Genomic DNA, 19,332 nt, shown 5'->3' with positions numbered 1-19,332 from the left:
GCAGAATTAACTTCTTTGTTTTCCTAATCGTGTTTAATGTATTTAGTGATAGTATCGATTAATTCCTCCATGTTAATCGGCTTGGAAATATGGTCATTCATGCCTGAATCCAGGGATTCCTGAATATCATCTATAAAAGCATTTGCAGACAAAGCTATAATTGGAATAGTAACTGCATCGGACCGCTCTATACCCAAGGCTCGAATGGCTTTTGCTGCTTGGTGTCCATCCATATTGGGCATCATAATATCCATCAAAATAAGATCGTATGTGCCTCGTGGATGATTTTTAAACAAATCCACAACTTCTTTTCCGTCTGATGCGCGTGTTACGGTCAAACCAGCATCTTCCAGTATCATCGTAGCAAGTTCAGCATTTAGATCATTATCCTCAGCCATAAGAACATGAATACCCGTCAAATCTCTATGTAGATGTTGTTTTTGTTCTGATTGAATAACCTGTTCTGACAACTCCAGTGGGATCTCCACTGTGAATGTAGAACCTACACCTTTTTTGCTCTCAACAGCGATCGAACCGCCCATCATATCCACATATTTTTTTGAGATGGCCATACCAAGACCGGTTCCCTTATATTGAGTTCTGGCATTAGCATCATCTTCTTGTGAAAACGGATCGAATAATTTTTTCTGGAACTCTTCGCTCATGCCAATACCGTTATCTCGAACAACATAACGAGTTATGATATGTTTCTCATCCGCTCCTGGGTAACTGCTGATATCCAAAGTGATCTTTCCGCCGTCCTTTGTGAATTTCACAGCATTGCCAAGAAGATTCACCAAAACTTCTCGGATACGCGCAACATCTGCAAGGACATATGGGTTCTTTGGGATTTCTCGATGTACTTCAAACTTAAGATCTCGATTATAAAGAAGTCCATTCATAATCGCCTGGACGTTATCCGTCAATTGAGTAATGTCCACCGGCTCGGGCGAAATAGTAACTTTTCCACTTTCAATGCGAGTAAAATCCAGAACGTCATTCAACAAAGAGAGAAGATGATTCGAACTTTTTTGAACTTTCTCCAAGCTATCATGAATATCTGAAATCGTGTTCTGGTGAAGCGCAATGTTTGTAAATCCAATAATGGCATTCATCGGCGTTCTGATGTCATGGCTAATACTAAGCAAAAACGCAGATTTTGCTTTGTTGGCAGCATCTGCTTCCTCAGCGGCGGTCATTAATAGTTGTTTTTGTTTTTGCTCTTCTGCCTTGCTTTTCTGGTAAACATAATAGGTATATAGACAAATTAAAAGCAATACAGCTCCTGCGACTAAACCGCAGATGATGGAAATATGATTCGTCTCTTCAACCATTCCATAAGCTGATTGCATATCCATTTCAATGCAAAATGCGCCAATGATTTCTCCAGTACCATCATGATTTGCTCTTACAGGATAGCAAGCCGTAAAAATCGGGCCCCATGTTGTATCAATGATATCCTGAGAGTACACATTCTCCCCAGAAATAGCCCTATCAATATACGGAACCATTTCTTCCTCAATATAATCTCCAGGGTGTCTTACATCATCCGCATCCGAATCCAAACCGTCTACCACATAAACGAGTTTTCCTTCTTCATTTTTTGTAGCAGTGTAAATATATCGAGTAGAATTCAGTGTTCTGATTTCATTGAAATATGAAGAAATATCCTTATATAATTGCTTCGTTTCATCAGATTGATCTTTGATTTGATCAAAATCTTCTTTGCCGATTCTTCCATCCACGAGTTTGTGTACTGCATCTGCACTCGCTGTGTCACGTATGATTTCTGTTTCAAGGGCGGTCTTAGTGTAAGAACTTTGCAGAATAAATGTGTACAACGCTATTACAAAAATTGTCAAAAGCCCCGCAATCACAAAGATACTGCCTGTATTCTTCAGCCTAAGGAATTTTTTCAAATTAATTTCTTCTTTTATTTTCTTCATGCTGCTCATTCACATCCTCTAAATCCCAATTTATCGTTCATCCCTAACCTCTATAATTTCACCTACAAAAACAATATGTGGTTGCCAGCCTCCATTGAAATCGGGATAGACTTTTGGCATGGAAGCATAATACTCCTGAACTTCTGTTGTAATATCCTCTTTGGAAAATTGATGCTGATACAACTTTTCGCAAAGAAATGTTAATTTTGCCTCTTTATAAGTCACTCCCTGACCGATTTCAATAGGAGTCAGTCCTGCAGGATTGGTTGTCACCCTTTTTCATTTTCCCAAAATCATCCCAAAATGCCTGACATCTAATCCACTGTCTCAAATTGTGACATCTAATCCAAACCTCCGAAAAAGCCCGGAAACACGCCACTTTTCAGCACTTGATTTTATTTTCTTGACATCAAACAAACCGTCTCCACATGGCACGATACCTTCTGATTGATGTCTGGTTTTGTGCCCGTTCGCGGAAACATATCCTGTCAAAACGGAAACAGGTCCACACCTTCTAAGACCGCACATTCACATCTGTAAATAGATGCAATCTGTGGCAAAATTGACATTCATATCACGGTCTTAACCATTGAAGTCTATGGGAACAAGTCAACATAAGGTCCTTCCTACCTATATAATGCAAGGCAAGTTTACACTGCTGCTCCCTGCCACTGTCTCGACAGTTGAGACAGTGAAAGCCGCTCAACTTCTACACAATTCATTCGCTCTGAGCACGAATTTGCCATACACTCGCAGGGAGTTGAGTTGCCGGATTTCACCGTCTCGACCTGGAATCCGGGCATTATTTCATCTGTATCACATGTGCCCTAGCTTCCTTTAAGATTTGAACTATCCGGAAATTCCGAATAGTTCATTTAAACTGATTTGCGAATTAGGTAAATACTGTTTTTCCAATTTCGTCCTGTGAATAACCACTACCAGCAGTTATCCAAAATTATCGGATAACTAAACCCTCTTGTAATTATGAGTTATTCGAATTTTTCGAATGACTGAATTCTGTTGCAGGAAATGATATAAATGAAACCCAGCCTTACCTTTCAAGCAATTTTATCATTCGTTGAACAATACATTCAACCTGCCCAGATTCCACTCTCTGATCAAAAGCACCATTACAAAAATGATCTTCTCGCAATAGCATCGTCAACAAAGCTGAACGCAAATCATAGTCAGCGCATTCCAAGCGTTTTAACTCTTCGTTACAATTTATAGGCTCTGTGGTCATATAATCCCAGTAGTTTGTTTTTAGGTCACCAGTCTCTTCAAGCACCTCATAGCCATTGCTTTAATATCATTACTCACGAACGAATAGACCTCCTCCAAATGCAACATAATTACCATCATTCATGTCTTATAAGAACTCTCTTCGTGTCCTTATATTTTTCACGTAATGACGGAATATTTACATCAGTACTTAATACTTCACGCACGACGCCCCATAGACCACCTTTTTCATCCGGAAAGCTATCCATATACTGGGTAAATGGGAGCCCCATCACGAACTTCGCCTGATCCTCGATGCCTCTTCCTGGAACGCCATAATCCAGTATAGGAGGCAGCCCTGTTTTGATATCTTTTCCAAGAATAATCACTCCTGATGCCGGTGCTCCCCCAAGCATTGTCATGCTTATTGCAAGATCAATCATTTTATCATCAAGGCTAATCCACGAATGATCAAAATACAATCCCTGACCAAGCACCTCACCTATACATAGCTTAGGTTTGTATCCGAGCTCAGACAGACAAACGTATAACGCAGCACATGAAGCGTGGCAGGCACCCCACCATTGCTTTCTCTCCATGTACCTATACATATTTGCAAGCACATTCCCGATATCTTCATTATATCCGCTCTCTTTAACCGCTTGTTTTATACGGTCAGGGATGCTCATTGTTTCCTTTCGGAGACAACAATTCTTATATTTCTTTCCGCTTCCACATGGACACGGATCATTTCTTCCTATTTTCATCATGCGCTCCTTCTTTATTGCTTTATAAACGGCACAATCACATCGTAGAACTTCTTCGTCCAGTCGGCGTGGAAGTTTGCCATCTGGAGCCAGTCAGTCTCATTTTCAATACTGACGTTATTCAGCTGAATGAAAACCTTGGACGATTTGATATCGTCACCACGGTTCCACTGGAGCGTCGTGCCCAACGCTGATTCTATTTCCGCTTTATGTGTGTACAGGCTATCGAAGGTGTCCTTGTTTTCTTGCTTATTTCCTCTGCCAAATACGACCTCTGCCCGTGCTGCATCATAGTTTGCTACGCAGCATAGATAAAAACCGCCGATACCGAAGGAGCCATTGATCCAGTTATCCCTTGACGGATTAACATTGGAGAAAGAACCGTCCTCACCGTGCGCTTTCTGGATAATCGGAAGCGCACACGTCCAGTATTTTCTCCGGAGCTCGTAACGACTGCCCGGCTCATCCTCATTGGCCTCATTTTCATCACGTAGATAAAAAACTAAATCAGAAGGATCTTCATTGTACAGTTTGAAGAGGCGACTAAGGACAGATAGTTTGCTCTGCGTGCTGGTGTTTGTCCATACATAGATGCCGTCACCAATCTCCACTGACTTCGTGAATGCATCCGGATTAGTGTTGAAGTGAAGAGCAATATTCTCTTCCTCCGACATGGCCAGCTTTGTGATAATAGCCTTGTCCTCGGCATACAGAATCTGAATAACCTTTTGGAACATCTCAACCCAGCTCGTTACCGGCTGTTCCGTGTTCTTAAAGGTGAATTTTGCAATCAGTCGTCCGGTCAGCTCGCCCTCATCTTCAAGCGTATAAGTATCAAGCTGCTTTTCTTCCGGTTTGTATTCTGTGACAGGTGCTGCCCAGATTGAAAGAGCCCGACCTATGAGATATTCGCTGCGTTCCTCCAGTTCTGCCAGCGTCCACTTGTTCTTCTTGGCAATCCAGGTATTCATGCGGATACCACTATCATCAAAGCCATTCTGCATGGTTTTCTTTTCGGTGAATGAGCTGTTGCTGTACTTCGAGTTATAGGCCGTCAGTGTAAGATTTGCCATACGATGTAGCCACACTTCATGTATCTGCTCATAATCATCACCCAGTTCTTTCTGCCATACTGGTGTCAGATGCTGAGGCATGATGTGCTCAATGGAATAGGTGCCGTCATCACAGTGGCGGTATACATCCTTATCCTCCGAAGTGCCGAAATTCTCGAAGCGCTCAAGGATGTAAATCTTATTCTTACTGTTCATCAGATAAACTGGACGTTCCTCAAATGCCACCTTAAACTCAACATCGTCTGGGAAGCGCGCACGCTCCTTCTTTGAGAGAAGCGCATACTTGAACTTCTCGACATAGTCATCCTCGGTACCGTCGTACCGGACGATTTCACGGTGCAGCATGAGGAAGATTTTATTTAGAGCATTTGTTGGCAGGTCACACATCGTCCTGCGGAACAGATAGTTCTCTGTCGTCAGGAAAATCTCCGTGACCTGTGTTAAAGTCAGTTTGTTTTCATTATATAGGCGCAGCACTTCGAGGAAGTACGGCCTTGTTACCGTAGTCTCCAGACGGTTCAGTCGGTCAATGCAAGCGTCAAGGGCAGCACTTCCAGAATTACCCTCTAGGAGAATCTGGTACCGCTTTGCATAGGCCAGCATCTCGGCAAGGAGTGGTTCCGTTTCGATTTTCCCAAGCTCCACAAAGTCCTTAAAATTGATGTAGATTTTCTTCTGCTGCGGGATGGCCTGCTGCTTTACACTCAGGTAATCCCGGACGAAGGCACTTACATCATATTTCGTGCAAACCTCGATCTTATTCCAGTATTTCTCGTAATAGGCCTCTTGCTCCTTGGACGGTAAGCCCATCAAAATGAAGTTCCTGATCTTGTCGCCTTCGCTGAGGTCAAGACCGGTCGAGTTCAGGCTTTCAAAAATGAGCTGTGGATTGTCGTCCATATCCAGCCGGATGTTTATAATCTCCAGACAACAGATCGCATCGTAAAGCTGGTCGATGGTGATTTCCTGTTTCTGAATGCGGTCATAAAAATAATCGTAATTTACAGTCAGATTTGACTCGCGGATATGCTCCGTCGGATCAGAGAACAGCTTTCCAAAGGCAGTCTGGTCATTCTTTACCGGTTTGAGTTTGATACGAGTATCCTCCGGCTTCCACTTATCTACAAGGTATTCCTCAAAAATCCGCTGCTTCAGATTAGCGGTTTTCGGCACAATGATCCCCTTATCAATCAGGTTATACATGGCAAGGAATAACAATGATACAGTCGTAAGACGCTGCTGACCGTCAATAATCAGGAACTCCTCATTGTGACCATCCGGATTGTAAACGGAAACGAGGCTCCCAAAGAAGTGACTTTTCCGGTGACACTTGATGATTTTTACAAGGTCATCGTATAGCTGCTTGCAGTTCTCGGTCTTCCAGTCATAATTTCTCTGATACACCGGGATAACAAAGCGCTTGTCAGAGCCTTCCATGTATTTTACGAATTTACATTCTGATCCTTTCATCTTGTGTTAATCCTCCTCGTCTACAAAGATTCCGGGAATATTCTGCCGGATATATTCGACTTCGTTCTCCACGCTGGTTCTCCCGCACTTTGACAACGAGGCCTTCAGTTTCAACTTACCGGTGCTGCCGTCCTTCACAACGTACTCTGGATTTTCCTTGATAAATCGTGCCGACTCACGAGAGAAGCCATTTCTCTGAAGAAGGATTGTCAGCGGATTGGTGGTACCATATTCAACATATTCATACCAGTTATTGGCATCCAGTTCATCGTCACCCTTAATGCGCCTGAACTCGTTAGAGAAGCGAAGGAAATAATTCGATATGCTAAATAGAACTATGTTCTCAATAACCTCAAGCGTATCGGCAAAGACAATGTTTCTATGAATTTTGTCGTTGTCGTTATAAACATCTCTCGTATAATTGTTGATCCAGAAATTCTCTGGATGTTCACGATGATGCTTCAGGGCAGCCCGCATAATATAATTTAGGCCGTTTCCTTCCATCCATTCGCAGAGAATAACAGCGTACCAACTCAGCAGTGTATCCTTGCCAAGAGTATTGGACTCATATATTTTCCACTGAAAAACATCGCTCAGCTTCCTCAAAAACGCCAAAACCACATCGTGCTTGAAGTATCCGTCCTTCACATCAGGATAGCGGAGGTTATCTCTCTTTATTGCTATAATCAACCGCTTTGTCTGATCAACAGATGTGTTAATATCGTCATCCGGGACAGTCTCAGTATTTTTAAATTTCGCGCGGATGTTCCTCTCGTCCTCATCTGTAAGAAATTGCTTAAACTCCCTCCGGACAAGTGTATCCTTATCCTCAACAATGTCTCGTAAAAGGATCAATCCGAACTTTCTCATCATGATGTAGGATTCTTCGGATTGTAGAGCTTTTCCTTCTTCATTGACTCGCTGCGGGATTACCGAACTGCCACTTTTAAGGATATCTGCGACATACTTCTTTTCCACCTTTTTAAGAACTTTCGGATCTGTTGTAATGGAAAGCACCTGCTCAGGAACTTTCTCTTGCAGCATTCTGACATAATCATCAGATTCAACCTTTTCCGTCTCCTCACTGACGAAGTACACATTTCCAAAAAGGTTAAAGCTGATCCTCCCCACGCGTCCTATCAGATTTCTGAAGTCGACTGGCTCCATTTCACCGCGAAATATCTTGTTATCTGTAATAAAAAGATTGTCCGCTGGCAGGTTGACACCCTCAAGCAAAGTGCTGGTGCAGAACATAATTGTGATATGTCCCTCTTGGAACAGCGTTTCAATCCTTGCTCGTATAGAAGCAGGTAGATAACCAATGTGATATGCGATGCCTTTTCGAATCATCTCGGCGAGGAAATAATCGCCATGTACTTCCTGCCGGATATCCTTCGCGAGCGTCTCCAAGACAGGATCATTCTTAACACCTGCATCACCGATCGCATCTGAAATTTTTCGTGCAGCATCGATAGCTTTATTCCTGCCATTAAAGTAAACAATAGTCTGCTTCCGCCTTTCTTCAGGAAGCCTATCATTCATACTTTCAAACCACACCAGTATATCAGTGAGATTTGCTTTTCTGCCTTTCATGTCACGGATATTTGCAACATGGATTCTTTTTCCATTGTGCTCGTTATATACCTGTATCTCCTTGTTTTTCAGATCAACAAGGAACTTCACCTGCACAACCGGTGAATATGTAATTGCCAGATTGTTATCATCACCGGCTTCTATATCCGTCATCATCCGAAGATAAACCTGCGGATTCGGAATATTCGGGGAGGCAAAGATGAAGTGTGGCTTATGCTCTCGTTTCAAAAGCATATCCACAACCTTGTAATAAAACGGAGCACGGCTGTTCTTGCCAGACAACTTATGTGCCTCATCGACAAACAGATAGTCTATCTGTACCTTCGGTTGGCTGATCAACAGGTAAAGTAAGCGCTCCGGCGTGAGAGCGAAGATATAATTATGTTCCTCCTCCAACGCAATATCACTGGCCGCAGTTACCACACGATAATTGCAGCGGTCAAGGTAGTTGATTTTCTGAAGGTTTCCATTTTCACCGAGGTCATCAATAACCTTGCCACGAACTTCGTTTATGAGTGCCTTTGTTGGCACAATCAGAGCATAGTTTTTCTGTGCGCCGTGGATAACCTCGTTCTTGATAAACATCCGCATGATGAAGGATTTTCCCATAGAGGTCGGAGCCGAATAACTGAAGCACTCGTCTGTCAAGTGGTCATATGCCGCTTTCTGAGCAGCGAAAAACTTCTCGCTCGGTTCGGCGGGAATCGTAAGATAGTCATCCCTAAATTCAGAGAAGAACCTCTCCAGCGCAGTAATGTCCTGATATTCGGAATTAATGTGTTCTATGCCCTTGTGGTTTCCTATGCTTGAAAAGACATCTCCGGCATAAAGCTTGATCAGCGTGTCCTCCGGATAAAGCTCATTCAAGAGGATTACAATTTCCTGCGCCCAGATTTTATGAGCATTTGCCTTTTCAGGATCATTGGACTTCGATAGCAGGTCAGCGAAACGCAACGCATCACGCTTCTCCTTCTGGCCGAAAGGCAGTGGTTCCTTCTTGGTAAGTTGAAGCAGTCGCAGGGCATAGTTATACAGCACCTTCTCATGAATCTTATTCAAGTATTCGTTATCTTCGATGTCGGCAAATATGGCGGCACCGAGTGTTCTCTTTTCACCGCTCATAGGTCAACATCTCCATCCAATACGTGCTGCATTATCGTTTTCTTTTCGGTCTCCGCATCATTCAACGGAAGCAGGTAAAAATAGAATGCGTGGTTTTCCAGCCCACAGTCCTTTATTTTCTGCGAGATGTATGCAGCGTGTTGCTGTGCGTCTTGTTCCAGCTTCTCCTGCATAATATCCAGCAATTCATCATCGCTGCGACCTGAAGGTAGAATGCCGAAATTGTATCCTAAGAATATGCCATACGAAATTGCGTACTTAGCTTTTTTACCTTCCTCTGGTACAATGTACTCTTTCAGAACAGCCAGATCGTCTTCATCGTAGAACCGGTCGAGGACGGTCTTTTCAATCATATAAACCTCGTCATCCTCATGGGCACTGATCTTCTTGATGATCTCAAAAGCCTGATCTATGGCATCCTTAATCTCTCCGACGATATTTGAAGCACCGAATACCATCTGGTTATACGATCCGCTGGTACCGTCAGAACACAGGAAATGGATACCATCAGCCTCACTCAAATATTGCGCGGCATCCGTACTTAGCTCGATTTTGCTGAGTAGCTTATATGCTTTTAACTTCTCCTCAAGGAAAGCATAAATCATAATCTCGCCGAGCTCATTTCCAGTGCCCTTGGCATCAGCTGCACCTCGTTTACGCATAATACGAAGAGCCTGCTGCATAACTGCATCAAGATTTCCGGCCTTTTCATACTGTTCCTGCTTTGCCCGCGAAAATACATAGCGGCCAATGTTCAGCATTGTGAATTTCTCAAGATCAGCTATCTTGATTTTTCCGCTTCTGACATTGAGGTAAAAAAGGCGCATTGAACCCGGTCGATCTTCACTGATGCAATCGCTGTGATCGACCTCTGTAAAGTAATCATCAAAAGTTTTATCCTTTACAGTTTTTGTGAGTTCCAATGCCCATACACCTCCCTGTAATTAGTCGTCATCTTTCTTTTCACCATAAGGTGCCGTATCTTCAGCTACCATCATCAAATCCTGCTGCGGATTAAAATCGTAAGTAACAGACTTCCGCTCCGCACCCGGCATCACGTACTCCTTGCCCTCCGGATTGTAGGTAAGGTTAAACACCAAATCAGAAAGCCATTTCTTGAACGATGGATTGTCTTGGAACTGCTTGAAGAGCTCCATGTTGTCCGCCATGATAGAGAAGATAACCGCCTGTAGGGCACGCTCGCTTTCAGTACGCGCCTCCTGCGCATCAGAATTCTTCATGGCATTCTGATATTTCTTATCCTTTGACACCATCTCCGGGATGGCCAGAATCTGACGCTGAACATTATCCGCATCGTTCCAGTTTATATTTCCGAACATGTCGTTGAAGTCCATGATGATCTTGGAAAGCAGATCCATTTCCGGCTCAACGATATGGCCTACCTTGCCTGCAGGTACCGGCGCAATTTCTGCATCAGCATCCTCCAGCTTAATAGCAATGGTCTCCTGCGCTTCATTTCTGTAGCTGCTCAGATCTATCGTCTGAAGAATGCCCTCCGAAAGATCATCGTCACGAGGCGACGGAAGTTTCGGTATCAGCAAGTTCAGGAAGATTGACAGCTTCTCCCAGTCAACATTTCCATAGGGAAGAATTGCACCAAGGAATCCATATGTACGCACGAACGATTTAGCTGCGCTCTTAAACTTAATCTGATCGTCAAGTTCGAGCTGTTTATATACAGCTGTGCAGGCATCCAGAATAGGATCGAGGCGATCACGCTCCGCTCCACTCAGGAATAGGTCTACCAGTTTTTCAACATCGCTGTCATCGTAGACCTGATACTCCTCCATAATGGTAATCAAGTCGTACAGCTTATTAGGATCAGTCTCTCCGGAAAGAATCGTTGTTCTGTAGAACTTCGAAAACGCCTCCTCAATCACAGAGGTCTTGTTTGCAAAGTCCAAAACATATACTTCATCCTTGCCGGGATGCGCTCTGTTCAAGCGGGAAAGTGTCTGTACCGCAGCGATATCATAGAGCGGCTTGTCCACATACATCGTCTGCAGCAGCGGCTCGTCGAAGCCGGTCTGGAACATATCAGCAACGATAAGAATCCTATATGGATCTTTCTTGAACTCCTTCGGAATCTTAGCATCCGGGAATCCGTTTATGGCAGCAGACGTCAATGCCGGTTCCTGCCCGTTATATTTATGTTCGCCGGAAAAGGCCACGATTGTCTTATAAGGACTATGCCTGTCTGCGAGGCACTTGTTAATTGCGTAGTAGTATTCGATGCATCTCGGAATGCTGGCGGTGACCACCATTGCACGCGCTTTGCCGCCGATCTTCTTCTTAGCAACTACCTGCTCGTGGAAATGCTCCACCATCATAGCTGCTTTTTTAGCGATAACATCCGGATTGCCCTCAACAAAGGCACGCAGCTTCTTCTGCGCACGCTTCTTGTCAAACATGGGATCGTCCTCGACCGTTTTCATGATCTTGTACCAGCTGTCGATAGTCGTATAATTCCGAAGCACATCAAGAATGAAGCCCTCCTGAATGGCCTGCTTCATCGTATAGACATGGAATGGGCGATGCTTGATTTCACCATCCTCCTCATAAGCAACACCGAACATCTCCTCGGTCTTGTTCTTAGGCGTTGCTGTGAAAGCAAAGTAGCTGGCAGAGGTGACAAGCTTACGCCCCTCCATCATGGCATTGATCTTGTCCTCGTTGTCCGCATCATCATCTGTGGCAAGGCCAGAAAGCGCCAGATTCATATTTGCGGAGTTACGTCCACTCTGGCCGGAATGCGCCTCGTCGATGATGATGGCGAACTTGTTATTTTTATGTTCCTGCCCGATCTCAGAGATGATGTACGGGAACTTTTCAATCGTAGATATAATGATGCGCTTGCCATCCTGTATGGCCTTGCGCAAATCACCGGAATGTTCTGCCCATGTTACGGTGTTCTTGACCTGCATGAACTGCTTGATCGTATTGCGGATCTGCTTATCCAGAATACGGCGATCAGTAACAACAAGGACGGAATCAATCATCGGGTGGCCATCCTTCTCAAGCCCGATCAGCTGATGCGCCAGCCATGCGATAGAGTTTGACTTGCCGCTTCCGGCGCTGTGCTGGATCAGATACCGTTTGCCGACACCATTTTTCTGCACGTCAGCAAGCAGCTTCTCCACGCAGTCGAGCTGATGGTAACGAGGCCAAATCTGTTTGATGGACTTCTTCTTGGTATCCTCGTCCACCTCTTCGATGACCTGCGCGTAGTTTTCTATAATACGAGACAGTTTTCTCTTGGTAAGGATGTCCTTCCAAAGGTAGTCTGTCATAAGGCCGTCCGGATTCGGCGGATTTCCTGCGCCGTCATTATAGCCTTTATTGAATGGCAAGAACCAGCTATCTTTTCCGGCAAGTTTCGTGCAGAACAGAATCGTGGCATCATCCACGGCAAAATGAACCATGCAGCGCTTGAAAGAGAACAGGAGGTCATGGAAATCCCTATCTTCCTTATACTGGCGCACAGCATTTTCGGTATTCTGCTTTGTGAGCTGGTTTTTCAGCTCCATTGTGATAACCGGGAGGCCGTTGATAAACAGGCAGACATCCAGAGCCAGCTTCCCAGCATCCTGTGAATAGCGCAGCTGCCGTGTCACGCTGAAGATGTTCTTCTCATACATGATTCTGGCCTGCTCATTATTTTCAGTCGGCGTCAGATAGAACATGATGAGATCTGCCGGATAAACCTTCACGCCATTGCGAAGTACATCAATAATGCCGCGCTTGGCAATCTCGCCGGACAGGCGGTTCAGGAACTGTCGTTTCTTTGTGTCAGAAGTGAACACACCCAGCTTTTCCATTTCCTTCGGCTGCGTATCCTGCAGGAACCGGAACAGGCGCGTCTCGTCGACAGCATATTCTTTGTTATAGTCGGCGTTTGATCCTTCCTCGTACCCGTTCTGCTCAACCAGCCACTTCACGATTAATGATTCAAGGCCGTTTTCCTTTGTGTTGGTAAAAGCCATTGTCAATCCTCCTGTTTTTCGGTTTCTATATCCTCTTCATCAGCCTCTTCATCGGACTGATCCTCAATATATTCATACTCAGGAATATCTACTGAGCGAACATCTATTTTCCCAGTAACGGCGTCTGAAATGATCCTCGCTTTTAATTCCTGAAGATTTTTTATGTTCCCTCGTTCTATCTCGATAGCCTTGTCGATCTGAACAAGCCTCCGTTCAATCTCCGCAAGAATACTTTTCTGTTCTTCAACATTCGGTATTCCAAGCGTAAAGTTCTTTATGTAATTAACGGATACTCGCTTCTGTCCAGCCGAACCTGTCATAACCTCTTCACCAAGTTTCCTGAACGGTCTTGTCATCGTAATCATATACAGATACTCGGAAAGTACTTTATCTGAAGTACGTAGATTTATAAATTCTGTAGTGCCAAAGCCTATATCCGTATCAAGATCGTCTAAGCAAGCTCCTTTTCCGTTTTCAAAGCACGGAGTAATCTTTGCTACCACAACATCTCCCTTTGCGAACGATGAGAACCCAGTTCTAACCTCTGCAATTGTTTTCTTGATGGAGCAGTCAATTTCTCCTGTTTCTGTAACGTTTTCCATTGGAAGAAAAGTGACCAACTCCGAGTCATCTTTTGTCTTAACGATATCTGCAATTGAGGCATTTGCTCTACAGATACGTTTTAGAGGTAGAACCTCCCATGTAGCAGGAATTTCACCGAGCCAATACACACCGCTATCTTTTTTCTCAGATTCCCTAAAACCATGCAAAATGCCCTGATCTATAACCGCCTTGCGCAATTCCTTATACGCAGAAACCTGCTTTTTCTTGACAGCAATAAGACGATTGACCTCTGAAACCTTCCAATCAAGGTATTTTACAATCTGATCCTGCTCTTCACGCGGAGGAATCGGCAGCATTACATTGCCAAGATAGTTCATTGAAATACGCATACGAACAGATGTAAGAACACCTTCGTCGCTCTCGTGCATCAGGATACCTTTCCCAAGTCCTATAAGACTCCGCTGAAAAGTAATCAGCCTAAAGATGTAGTGGTAATACCAAATATTCTCATCTTCACGCGGATAAAAAGCATAGTAAACCGGACTGATTGCTCCATAATATTTGGATACACCAGCAGCGCCGGAAACTACGTTCATGCAGTTGACAAGCAAATCGTTCTCACGGCAAATGTTATATTGCGTCAGATCATCTTTGGGCTTATTACCTCCTGTGCCTTCTTTTTCAGCATAAGGGACGACACCCTGCTTTGCTGTCAGAGATAATATAAAATCAGTTTGAATCGGATTATTCCGCTCTTTTCTCATGGCAAATACGCCTTTGAGACGTTTCATTTCCCAGTGTGATGGAATTTGTGCCACCCATTTCTGATCGACTGTAGTATAGGAAGCATATTCTTTATCCATTTATGTTTCCTCCCACAATTCCTGTCAACATGCCATCAGCTTCTTTTTCAAGTTCGTTCAAGGATGCGATAATCTCATCCATGCTTCTCAGATTTACAGGTCTATAAAAATATTTGTTGAAGCTGATCTCATAACCAATTTGAGTTTTCTTTTCATCAATCCATGCATCCGGAGCATAAGAGAGCACCTCGTTCTTCATGAAGCCTTCAATCCCACCCTCATAAGTAAATGGAATAAGCTCCGTGTCACGCAAATCACTATCAGCTTCTCCTGCGACTGGATTTGCATTGGCATCTTTAACAGTGATGAACGGACGGATTTTCTTCAAAACAGTAGCTTTCAACTTCGTAGCCTTAGCAAATGCAGCCCAATCGTCAAGTGGAGTTCCAGACGGGACAGATGCAATAGCTCTTCTAACTGCAGCGAGTTCATCTGCTTTTTTAAACACATCTGCAGGGATTACGCCATCTGGATTCACACTCAACCTTAGAGGACGCTCAACCGTTACAGACCAATATGCAAAGTCGTCATTGTTAAAGATCATGCTGACTTCGCTTTCCTCCATTTCAAGGAAAATGCGCATAATCTCATTTCTAATATCAGAAGTAAACTCGCAGTTCTTTTTTCCCATATTGCGAGGTAATGGCGACTTCATTTTTGAAGCATCAATGAGCTGAATTTTTCCTTTTCGTCGATCTTCCTTCTTGTTAGATAATATCCAGATAAAAGTGCCTATACCAGTGTTGTAAAACATATTGTCAGGGAGAGAAATAATTGCCTCTACCAAATCATTCTCAATAAGGTATCTACGAGTATTGCTTTCTCCGCTGCCAGCATCTCCGGTGAAAATGGACGAACCGTTATGTACTTCTGCAATGCGGCTGCCAAGCTCGGTGTCTTTCTTCATCTTTGCCACATTGTTCAACAAGAATAGAAGCTGACCGTCACTGGTGCGAGGGATCATCGGCATGACATCCCCGCCCTCAAGATAGGTATTGAAGCGCGTATCGAGGATTTCCTTCTTGCCGCCCATCTTCTCGGCATCTGTTTTCCAGCTCTTTCCGTAAGGCGGATTTGAGAGCATGAAGTCAAACTGACGGGATGCATGTTGATCGTCGGAAAGAGTGGAGCCGTACATGATATGCTCAGCTTCCTCGCCGTCACCTTTCAGCAGCATATCCGCAGTACAGATAGCGTAAGTCTCAGGATTGATCTCCTGCCCGAACAGATGGATAGCCACTTCCTTGCCGCGTCTCTTGGCCAGCGTCAGAAGTCTGTCCTGAGCGACGGTGAGCATACCACCAGTACCACAGGCTCCATCATAGCAGGAATAAGATGCATCTTTTATCTTGTCGGCAATCGGCATAAACACAAGGTCAGCCATGAGCTCAACAACATCACGAGGTGTCCAGTGTTCTCCGGCTTCCTCGTTGTTCTCCTCATTAAACTTACGGATTAGTTCCTCAAAGATGGTACCCATGCCGTGGTTATCAAGGCCGGGATGCTTGAGGATCGTCTTTGCCTCATCCTTATAAATTGGATTAGGACTCAGGTTGATATCAGAAGAAGTGAACTTTTCAATAACGGCCCCAAGAATATCCGCATCCACCATCGTGTCGATCTGATTACGGAATTTGAACTTATCCAAAATCACCTGAACATTTGGCGAAAAGCCGTCAAGATAAGCAACAAAATCTGCCTTAAGCGTCTGAGCCTTTGCACGGCTTGTTAAGTCTTTCAGTAGGAAGGGCGAAGCATTGCAGAAAGCTTGACCTGCAGCATTACAAAGCGCTGGCCATTGGTTATCAATCTTTGCGGCATCCAGCTGCTTCTTCATTGCCAGCACAGCTGGCTTTGTTTCTTCCAGCATAGCATCCAGACGGCGAATGACCGTCATTGGCAGAATAACATCACGATACTTACCGCGCACATAAACATCACGTAGGCAGTCATCTGCAATTCCCCATATAAAACTCACTATCTGATTATGAACCTGATTGTCCATCACATTTTCCTCCGTTTGCCACTCTATATTTTCATTCTATAAATCTGTTATCCCATAAATCGGACTCACTCAGCATCCTGTTCTTCTTTCTCAGGCACGTTATCATCGGATGCTCCGCCGGAGCGAATCCAATCATCGACTTCGGATAGTTTGAATTTCCAGAGTCTGCCGACTTTATACGCAGGCATATTCCGTTTTGAAATCCACTGCAAAATAGTCTCTCGTCCAACGCCGAGATATGCCTGTACATCTTTTAATGTTACCCATTTTTCAACTTGCAGCTGATCGCTCACTTTATTACCTCCATCTTTAAGAGTTCTTCCTTTTGAACTTTACATCTATATCTATATCGAACATTCGACTACCGGGATAACAGTCATTGTCATCGCTGTCTACCATGATCCAATGGCAAGTCGTATGCCCTTCAAATGGTCTGAGCTCAATGACAGTGGAGATTTCCACACCGGTTTTCGGTTGCGTCTCCGGTATTTCAATGTAGTTGCTTTCTGCCCGTGGCCTTATCTCATCATGATTGGAAAGATACAGCTTTCGACCATGCCAAGTTTGCGTACCCAGATTAGAGAATTTCCACATTATCGTCAGCTTCTCATACATGAAACCGGAATAGCTTCTCTTGTGATCCGGCTTGATGTACACCGTGTCGTCCGGGTACAGAGACGATATGTGGTGAAAGGAACTGGTCTCCTGTTCTGGTTCCTCCAAAAGCTGCTGATAGGTCATTGCCACAATATCCGCAGCGTCTTCCTTGTCGCTATCTATAAAGGCTTTGAACTGAACCGCAAGTGCTCTTCGGAGTGCTTGCGGATTTTTTTCTGCCGTGGGAGGTATTCCAAAGGCAAGCATTACATCGCCGTACTTATTCTTGTCGATGATCTTTTCAAAATATGCGCACAGGCCATCCTCATTAAAAGTCTTAAAAGAAGCCTTCAGGTCTGGAGACATCTTTCTCGACCCGTCATAGAGCTTGCGTTCCAAGGGCACATCGTCTGACTTTAATCTATCACCCTGCTTGTGCGAGAAATAATTACTCCCTGCTTCACTAAAGCAGAAGGAGACAAAGATCCCGTTGTTCTTCCGGCTCGGAAAATACATCTGTGATGCCGTGTTCGGAAATATCCGGCTGAAATATTCACTTAATTCCAATCGAATACCTCCCCTCAAATCTTGTCTTATGTTTTGTCCTATGTGTCTCACGTTACCGGTCAGGCCGTCTCATTACGCCGTGCGAAACTAATAATAGGCAGGGCAAAGAAAGCGGAAAGCCGACAATGCGAGACCTTAACTATTTAATTATACACAGAAACACAGTCTCTGTCAACAATAGTTGGTTATAAACTCACATAAACCGACAAAAAACCACTTCATTGTTCCGCCTCACCAAAACACTTGGATACATCCCCTGATCAAGGATGAGTTCAGTTTTCAAGGGTGGTGCAAATAACGCAGCTGACTTCTGAACGGAAGGCTGAGCAGGAAGGAGATGAAAAACGTGACTAAAGACGAACGCGAGAATTGGATTATTAATATCGAGAACACCGCATCTACGATCAGCTCCCAATTGGGATCAGCTGTAGTTGACGGAGTATTCCAGCGATATGGCGCTCACAGCGTCGAAGACCTAAATCCGAGTGATCTGCCAGACGTATTCAGCGAATTATTCGCCATCGAAGCGGATCTCAGCTAGCGGTCAATGTCCTGAGCAAGACATAAAAAGGCTTCTTGTATACCAGTTCACCTTTCTCATGGCCACGAGGTGTGTTCGTAACTGTTATACGAGCAACAAGTAAATACCGTGCCAGCTTTAACGAACGAGCTGGTCACCAGAAATGAAGCGGAGTTATCCGCGAAAGGTGACCAACTATGACAAACATTACTGGCAGCCATGATGGGCATCTCCGCTTCGGTTTGAAAGCCGAAAGGAGAAAATTATCATGGCAATCAAAGACAATCAGAGTAAAAAACGCTACTACCCTCTTCGCGACGCGAGCAATCCTTACAAGGTTACACTCGTCGAAATCACTGAGACTCAGTACAGAGCTTTGTATCCTGAGATTTGGGCTACCCAGAAGCGCGAACAGCATCATCATCGCTGTATGTGTACCAGAAAGTATCTCTGGAAATGTGACGCCAACTGTGACCTATGTGAATATCATGCAGCCGGGGACATGCTTTCCCTTGATGTTCCTACGGAAGACGGCAATGCGAACATGTATGACACAATTCCCGATTCCGCTCCAACTATGGAAGATGTTCTTTCTGATGCGATGCTCCTGGAACAGCTCATTGCAAGGTTCCGCGAGCTTGATCCAGATGCAGACCGCATCATTGAACTGCTGGGGGACGAGCTTTCTGATCGTAAGATTGCAGAACAGCTCGGCCGCAAGCAGCGCACCTTCGCTGATCAAATGAAGAAAATCAGAACGGAGCTCCGTAAAATCCGCGGTTATTAATCCTACATATTATATGTAGAAATTCATCCCTCTTGGCATCCAGCAACCGATGCCCGGAGGGATTTTATATTTTTCAACTTTTCTCCGCTCAAATCCCCCACTCATCTCCAGTGGAAGGTGTAAGGCACGAAACAACAAGCCTTAACCATCACAGAAACGGAGGTGAAACACATGAAGAAGTCCTACTTCGATTCAGGCGGTAACGACACAGAGCTGATTGCAGTATTGAATGC

The 19,332-nt window shown here is 44.3% G+C and carries 14 protein-coding genes; 2 read left to right on the top strand and 12 right to left on the bottom strand.

Annotated features, from left to right (window positions below; all coding sequences use genetic code 11):
* Positions 1-23: 23 nt before the first annotated feature.
* The 12 genes from AB5Z01_RS01970 to AB5Z01_RS01915 form a co-directional block, all read right to left on the bottom strand.
* Positions 24-1,955 (bottom strand): ATP-binding protein, encoded by a 1,932-nt coding sequence (locus tag AB5Z01_RS01970; RefSeq protein WP_243246446.1) that lies wholly within the window; start codon positions 1,953-1,955, stop codon positions 24-26.
* A gap of 21 nt (positions 1,956-1,976) precedes the next feature.
* Positions 1,977-2,219: a hypothetical protein gene (locus AB5Z01_RS01965; protein WP_207659808.1), complete on the bottom strand. Its 243-nt coding sequence runs from the start codon at positions 2,217-2,219 to the stop codon at positions 1,977-1,979.
* Positions 2,220-2,997: 778 nt separating this feature from the next.
* Positions 2,998-3,234 carry a DUF6508 domain-containing protein gene (locus tag AB5Z01_RS01960; protein WP_368365296.1) on the bottom strand — a complete coding sequence of 79 codons (237 nt, stop codon included), beginning with the start codon at positions 3,232-3,234 and terminating at the stop codon, positions 2,998-3,000.
* A 70-nt stretch (positions 3,235-3,304) separates the two neighbouring features.
* Positions 3,305-3,937, bottom strand: coding sequence for an SEC-C metal-binding domain-containing protein (locus AB5Z01_RS01955; protein WP_243006653.1), 633 nt, complete (start codon positions 3,935-3,937; stop codon positions 3,305-3,307).
* An 11-nt stretch (positions 3,938-3,948) separates the two neighbouring features.
* Positions 3,949-6,477, bottom strand: coding sequence for a DUF4268 domain-containing protein (locus AB5Z01_RS01950; RefSeq protein ID WP_368365295.1), 2,529 nt, complete (start codon positions 6,475-6,477; stop codon positions 3,949-3,951).
* Positions 6,478-6,483: 6 nt separating this feature from the next.
* Positions 6,484-9,192: a DEAD/DEAH box helicase gene (locus tag AB5Z01_RS01945; protein WP_368365294.1), complete on the bottom strand. Its 2,709-nt coding sequence runs from the start codon at positions 9,190-9,192 to the stop codon at positions 6,484-6,486.
* Positions 9,189-10,115 (bottom strand): DUF1837 domain-containing protein, encoded by a 927-nt coding sequence (locus AB5Z01_RS01940; protein ID WP_117947214.1) that lies wholly within the window; start codon positions 10,113-10,115, stop codon positions 9,189-9,191. Before AB5Z01_RS01940 ends, AB5Z01_RS01945 begins: the two co-directional genes overlap by 4 nt.
* A 21-nt stretch (positions 10,116-10,136) precedes the next feature.
* Positions 10,137-13,196, bottom strand: coding sequence for a type I restriction endonuclease subunit R (locus AB5Z01_RS01935; RefSeq protein ID WP_368365292.1), 3,060 nt, complete (start codon positions 13,194-13,196; stop codon positions 10,137-10,139).
* 2 nt (positions 13,197-13,198) lie between these two features.
* A complete protein-coding gene (locus AB5Z01_RS01930) occupies positions 13,199-14,623 on the bottom strand; it encodes a restriction endonuclease subunit S (RefSeq protein WP_368365291.1) in 1,425 nt (474 codons plus the stop codon).
* Complete coding sequence (locus AB5Z01_RS01925; protein WP_368365290.1) at positions 14,616-16,628, bottom strand: N-6 DNA methylase; 2,013 nt, start codon at positions 16,626-16,628, stop codon at positions 14,616-14,618. The genes AB5Z01_RS01930 and AB5Z01_RS01925 overlap by 8 nt, the downstream gene beginning before the upstream one ends.
* Positions 16,629-16,693: 65 nt before the next feature.
* The gene (locus AB5Z01_RS01920) at positions 16,694-16,921 is read right to left on the bottom strand and encodes a helix-turn-helix domain-containing protein (protein ID WP_117947218.1); all 228 of its coding nucleotides are present in this window, start codon (positions 16,919-16,921) and stop codon (positions 16,694-16,696) included.
* 16 nt (positions 16,922-16,937) lie between these two features.
* Complete coding sequence (locus tag AB5Z01_RS01915) at positions 16,938-17,792, bottom strand: hypothetical protein (protein ID WP_368365289.1); 855 nt, start codon at positions 17,790-17,792, stop codon at positions 16,938-16,940.
* Between the two features lie 346 nt (positions 17,793-18,138).
* Here AB5Z01_RS01915 and AB5Z01_RS01910 point away from each other — a divergent pair, with 346 nt between their 5' ends.
* Both AB5Z01_RS01910 and AB5Z01_RS01905 read left to right on the top strand, forming a co-directional pair.
* A complete protein-coding gene (locus tag AB5Z01_RS01910; protein ID WP_368365288.1) occupies positions 18,139-18,333 on the top strand; it encodes a hypothetical protein in 195 nt (64 codons plus the stop codon).
* A gap of 247 nt (positions 18,334-18,580) precedes the next feature.
* A complete protein-coding gene (locus tag AB5Z01_RS01905) occupies positions 18,581-19,099 on the top strand; it encodes a sigma-70 family RNA polymerase sigma factor (RefSeq protein ID WP_368365287.1) in 519 nt (172 codons plus the stop codon).
* Positions 19,100-19,332: the final 233 nt, after the last annotated feature.

Origin of the sequence: Ruminococcus sp. RTP21359st1_H3_RTP21359_211015 (genome assembly GCF_040909065.1) — a bacterium.
GTDB classification, from domain to species: domain Bacteria; phylum Bacillota; class Clostridia; order Oscillospirales; family Ruminococcaceae; genus Hominimerdicola; species Hominimerdicola aceti.
Note: the sequence above shows the minus strand (reverse complement) of the source record. Positions and strands in the feature narration are given on the sequence as shown.

Coding starts and splice junctions, on each gene's coding strand:
- AB5Z01_RS01970 (WP_243246446.1), bottom strand. CDS start 1,955: ATGAGCAGCATGAAGAAAATAAAAGAAGAAATTAATTTGAAAAAATTC.
- AB5Z01_RS01955 (WP_243006653.1), bottom strand. CDS start 3,937: ATGATGAAAATAGGAAGAAATGATCCGTGTCCATGTGGAAGCGGAAAG.
- AB5Z01_RS01950 (WP_368365295.1), bottom strand. CDS start 6,477: ATGAAAGGATCAGAATGTAAATTCGTAAAATACATGGAAGGCTCTGAC.
- AB5Z01_RS01945 (WP_368365294.1), bottom strand. CDS start 9,192: ATGAGCGGTGAAAAGAGAACACTCGGTGCCGCCATATTTGCCGACATC.
- AB5Z01_RS01935 (WP_368365292.1), bottom strand. CDS start 13,196: ATGGCTTTTACCAACACAAAGGAAAACGGCCTTGAATCATTAATCGTG.
- AB5Z01_RS01930 (WP_368365291.1), bottom strand. CDS start 14,623: ATGGATAAAGAATATGCTTCCTATACTACAGTCGATCAGAAATGGGTG.
- AB5Z01_RS01925 (WP_368365290.1), bottom strand. CDS start 16,628: ATGGACAATCAGGTTCATAATCAGATAGTGAGTTTTATATGGGGAATT.
- AB5Z01_RS01905 (WP_368365287.1), top strand. CDS start 18,581: ATGGCAATCAAAGACAATCAGAGTAAAAAACGCTACTACCCTCTTCGC.